Here is a 4,261-nt window from a genome sequence, read left to right on the forward strand (position 1 = left end):
GCCCCCTGCCCGGGCGGCGGCCGGCCCCTCCCGCCTTCTCCCCCTTCCGCTGTCCGTTCGTATGTGCTGAAAGGTCTGCCGTGAACCATCCCGCACCATCCGCCGCGTCCCCCATCAGGGCCGACGCCACGCGGCTCACTCCCTGGATCACTCCGTGGACCGGCGAGACGCCCGTTGAGCCCCGGCTCCATGTCCCGCACAGCGAGCGGCGCCTGGCCCTGCGAGACGAGAAGGTGAGGGATCGCGACTCCTTCGGCACTCTGCTCCATCCCGGCCGCCTGCCCGTGCCTCTCGGCCGGGGGCGCGGCGAGCCCGAGCACAGTGCCGTGCATCCCGCACGGCAGCGGGAGGCGATGTGGCAGTTGCTCTGCATGGGGTGCGCGGGCTCTGCCGATCGCACCCGGGAGGGGGTGCTGTGGTTGCTCGGCCACCCCGCCGCCGCGGCCGGGGACTGGCTGGAGGAAGTGGTGACCGTGCTGCCGCCCGTCTGCCTCCCGTGCGTTCCCGTGGTGGCGGCTCGGCGCCCGGAGCTGGCCGGCGGATACACGGCCGTACGCGTGGGGGACCCCAACCGCTACGGCTACGTGGGAGATCTCTACGCACGCAACGCCAGCGGTCTGCCCGCGCCCTCGCTCCGGCTGGCCAAGGAGGGGATGCTCGTCCGGCACGGCGACCCCCGGCTGCCGTGGATGCTGTGCACGCAGGTCACGCTGCGTCTGACCGGCTGCACGGTCATCGACCTGGACGCCGAGACCCGGCCCCGCAGGGACACGGTTCTCATCCGCCGGGCGGCCCCCACGGTGCGTAAGGCGGCGGTGGCATGACGACCGTGCGCATGCTGGCCTGCAATGTGGAGAAGGGCATCAACTGGGTGCTCTCCGCCGACTGGATCCGGGACCAGGACCCGGACATCGTGTTCCAGCAGGAAGTGCAGCCCGGACAGCTCCACGCGCAGGCCGCACGGATGGGCATGACCGGATACATCGCCCCGTCCCGCTCCGGCAGCAACGACAACGCGATCTTCGTCAAGAACAGCGGTCCGCTGGTCGTCACGGAGGAGTACCGGCAGGACTGGGCACCCTGGCACGCCCCCGCGAACATCGCCGTCACGTTCCGGGACCCCGACGGGGCCCTGAGTCCGCGACAGATCAGCTGCGTCAGCGGCCACGCCTGCTACTGGAGCCCCGAGCACCGGCTCACCGAAGCCCGATGGTGCTCGACTCTCGCGAAGCCGGGCTGGCTCAGCATCCATTTCTGGGACTGGAACAGCTACCGCGCCGATGAGATGGCCGACGGCTGGTGGGAGGGCTACGACGACCACGCGTTCGTCGCCAACCGCACCTACACCGAGGGCGGACGGCGCCGTACCGATGACCGGCCGGACCGGGAACTGACGGCCGCGGGCTACATCGAGATGGCCCGCTACGCCGCCGACCACCTCGGCCAGAGCGAGGCGATGAACCCGACGGCCGGCTACCGCACCCACCCCGGACGCCCGGACGCCCCGCTGTACAGCATCGACCGCGGATACCTCAGCCGAGAACTCGCACCCGCCCTGACCGGCTTCACCGTCGCCGACACCCCGCTCCTGCGCAGGCTCGCCGACCACCTCCCGCTCATCGCCACCTTCGACGGCGCCGCCCTGCACAGCATCCTGCACGCCGACACCCCCCGCTACACACCCCACACCGAACACGCAAGCCCCCGCAGCTCCTCGGAAGGCATTCTGTGAACCCGCCCTGGCCTTCAGCTCCCGCCCCGGCGCCGTCCGCTCTCGGGCCGCAGAGCTGGGATCTGTGGCACCAGCGCAAGCGCCCGCGGCTGGCCGCTCCCGGCGAGGACGCGGAGTTCCTCGCCCGGGTGGGCCCCGGAGCGGACGCGGTCGCCGTTGACATCGGATGCGGCGACGGCGCGTGGACCCGCAGGCTGGCGAGCTGGGGCTGGACCGTCACCGGCTACGACCACTCTCCGTCGGCGATCGGCCAGGCCCGCCGCATCATCACCGCGCCCAAACCCCGGTACGAACTCCGCGACGCGGCATCGCTCCGGCTGGAGCCGGGGAGCGTGGGCCTGATCAGTTGCCGGTACGTCCTGGAGTACCTGGACCCCGGATTCCTCGACCAGGCCGCGCTCTGGCTGCGGCCCGGGGGCGCCGTGTATGTGCTGGCGGCCGTCGACCACCACGGCGGGCGACGCTACGACCGCCCCGATCCCTACCGGCGGGAAATGACCGCGGACCAGTGGGCCCTCCTCGGCACCGGCTGGGCCTCCAGCCAGCGCTACAGCCTCACCCCGCGAACGAGCACCCTCGTCCTCCGCACCGGCACCCACGGCGGTCCACTGCGGAAGGCGACGGCATGACGACCGCTCACCCCGGCGCTCTGGTCACCGGAGCCTACCTGCGCCACCTGCGCCAGACCCGCCAGCTCACCCTCGACCAAGTTCACGGTCTCACCCGGTTGTCCAGGCAGACCGTGAACCTGGTCGAGACCGGGCGAACCGTCCCGGTTGTGGCCGTGGAGCGCCTCATCGCCGCGTACGGCATCGAGCCGGCGGAGGCGAAGACGCTGCTGCGGTTGCTCCGGGCGCCGGAGGACCGCACCGGGATGCGCCCCCTGGATGACGAGCCCGGGTGGCAGGCGCGGCTTGCCGCGTGCGAGGCCGCCGCCACGGTCATCATGGTCCATGCCGCGACCTGCTGGCCGCCGGTCCTCCACACCCCCGCCTACACCGCGGCGTGGTGTGACGGGTGGGACGTGGTGTCTGCGGCTGACCGGGCCGCTGCGGATACCCGGCCTCTGCCCGCCCGCCACGGCAAATCGGTGACCGTGTTCGCCGAGCAGTGGTGGGTCGAACTCGACCGCAGACCGGTCCAGCAGTGGCGCGACCAGCTCGCCCACGTCATCGCGTTCGCCGAGCGGGGAGACATCTCTGTCCGCCTGGTACCCAATGGCGCCCTCATCCCGCCCCGGGGGGTGCAGAGCGAGCTGTGGCTCGGTCCGGGCCGCGCGCTGTATGTGGAGGAGTACGCCCACGGGGCCTACTACTCCTGCGGCGAAGCGGGCGGCGGAGGGCTGGAGAAGGCCCGCGCGAGGGCCCTGTCACCAGCGGAATCCCTCACCCGACTCCAGAGCGTTCACGCGCGCCCTCCGACCACTCGCCCAGGAATCCGCCCATGACAGCAGAACCGACGTACGACCGAACCGACCCCGGCCGCACGGGAACCGCACTGGTCAACCACCAATTGGCCAGACTGGGGCTGGGCGAGACCTACACGACACGGGACGGCATCGCGTACCGAGCCCTGCCCGAGGGCGCCGGCTGGTGCAGGGCCGACGGTGTGCCCGAGCCGGCCTGGCCCAGGGGCGCGGACCTCTGCGTCCTCGTCAACTGGTACCCGGACGCCGCGTTCCGCAGGGACGACACCACGGGAAAGGTGCCGGACGGTGCGGACGAGCACTGGGCAGAGCGCGTCGCCGCTACCGCGAGCGCGCTGGAATCGATCGGCTACGTGGCCGAGGAGACCGGGCCGCCCAGGACTCCGCACCACCACGCGAACGCCGAACTGCTCGTCTACCGAATGCCCCAGGGTGTCCCACCACGGCGGCAGCCTGCCGACGCGTGGAAAGGATGGCCACCCGCCCGTCCCAACTGGATATCGGGCCACTACCGGTACCCGGAGATCGCACCCGACAGCGAGATCCACAGGGTTCTGCAAGACGCGAAACTCACATGGGAAGAGCCCTACTACGCGGAGCCTCGCGCCGAGACCGGTCCGTGTTTCGTCCAGTCGATCACTCAGACGCTGTGGCCACCCGGATCGTCCCGGTGCGCGCTGGTGGTGTGGCAGCCCGCGGCAGAATTCCGCCGCTCCACCGGGACCGGTGACGTTCCCCCTGGCGCCGCGGAGCACTGGGCAAACGGTACCGCCCGGGTCGTCGACGTTCTCGAACAGAACGGATACCGAGTCACCGGGCGGGAACGGCCCCTGTCACCCGCACTGGACACCACCGCCGAACTCCTCGTCCACCGCACCGAGCACCCGCCGGCTTCCGCCATCGGTAATCACACCGGCCAACGCTCACACCCGGTAGCCCGATGACGAGCGTCCGGTTCCCGCGTGACAACAGAGACGGAACCGGACAACCCCCGAGCCCAGCCGGGCCGGGGCCACCCCAAGAAAGAAGGAGACGCCGAATGCCCGCGATCACCGAGCCCGAGACCGAGCAGCCCGAAACGATCGAGTCCGACGAGTCCATTC

5 protein-coding genes are annotated in these 4,261 nt (G+C 71.3%); all 5 read left to right on the top strand.

All coding sequences use genetic code 11. The features are described from left to right. The first annotated feature begins 80 nt into the window (after nucleotides 1–80). From ACWF94_RS34755 to ACWF94_RS34775, 5 genes are read left to right on the top strand one after another with little or no spacing between them, the layout of a single operon-like run. The gene (locus ACWF94_RS34755; RefSeq protein WP_453497950.1) at nucleotides 81–824 is read left to right on the top strand and encodes a hypothetical protein; all 744 of its coding nucleotides are present in this window, start codon (nucleotides 81–83) and stop codon (nucleotides 822–824) included. Further along, a complete protein-coding gene (locus tag ACWF94_RS34760) occupies nucleotides 821–1,732 on the top strand; it encodes an endonuclease/exonuclease/phosphatase family protein (protein ID WP_453497952.1) in 912 nt (303 codons plus the stop codon). The genes ACWF94_RS34755 and ACWF94_RS34760 overlap by 4 nt, the downstream gene beginning before the upstream one ends. Next, on the top strand, nucleotides 1,729–2,361 hold the full coding sequence (locus ACWF94_RS34765; protein WP_453497955.1) for a class I SAM-dependent methyltransferase: 633 nt from the start codon (nucleotides 1,729–1,731) through the stop codon (nucleotides 2,359–2,361). The genes ACWF94_RS34760 and ACWF94_RS34765 overlap by 4 nt, the downstream gene beginning before the upstream one ends. After that, the gene (locus ACWF94_RS34770; protein ID WP_453497958.1) at nucleotides 2,358–3,179 is read left to right on the top strand and encodes a Scr1 family TA system antitoxin-like transcriptional regulator; all 822 of its coding nucleotides are present in this window, start codon (nucleotides 2,358–2,360) and stop codon (nucleotides 3,177–3,179) included. Before ACWF94_RS34765 ends, ACWF94_RS34770 begins: the two co-directional genes overlap by 4 nt. Beyond that, on the top strand, nucleotides 3,176–4,102 hold the full coding sequence (locus tag ACWF94_RS34775; protein ID WP_453497961.1) for a hypothetical protein: 927 nt from the start codon (nucleotides 3,176–3,178) through the stop codon (nucleotides 4,100–4,102). The genes ACWF94_RS34770 and ACWF94_RS34775 overlap by 4 nt, the downstream gene beginning before the upstream one ends. Nucleotides 4,103–4,261 lie beyond the last annotated feature (159 nt).

The organism is Streptomyces sp. NPDC055078, assembly GCF_053607985.1.